Origin of the sequence: Pseudomonas sp. Kh14 (assembly GCF_900291005.1) — a bacterium.
GTDB lineage: Bacteria > Pseudomonadota > Gammaproteobacteria > Pseudomonadales > Pseudomonadaceae > Aquipseudomonas > Aquipseudomonas alloputida.
The window spans coordinates 1-246 of record NZ_OLKJ01000241.1 but is presented as its reverse complement, the minus strand read 5'-3'; the positions used below and the strand labels follow the sequence as shown (position 1 = coordinate 246).

Sequence of the window (246 nt, the reverse complement as noted above, 5' to 3'; positions counted from 1 at the left end):
CAGTTCAGGATACCAATTGAAACTTTCAATGCAGGGCGTGATTGATCATAACGAGGATAAGCGAAGTATCTATATTGAATCACTTCGGCAATTAGCGAACCTTATCTGTCAATGTGAGAATTATTATGGCTCGCAACGATTGCCAGAAGATATTGATTTTAATATCAAATTCAATGACATAGCTATCGCCGCTAATCCGATTGAAGAAGAGCAAATCATCTCAATGCGACTAACAAATGGCACAAT

At 37.8% G+C, this 246-nt stretch carries 1 protein-coding gene; it reads left to right on the top strand.

What is annotated here, in order from left to right; all coding sequences use genetic code 11:
• Nucleotides 1–16: 16 nt before the first annotated feature.
• On the top strand, nucleotides 17–246 hold a 230-nt coding region (locus tag FQ668_RS28900), incomplete at its 3' end, for a hypothetical protein (RefSeq protein ID WP_218570930.1).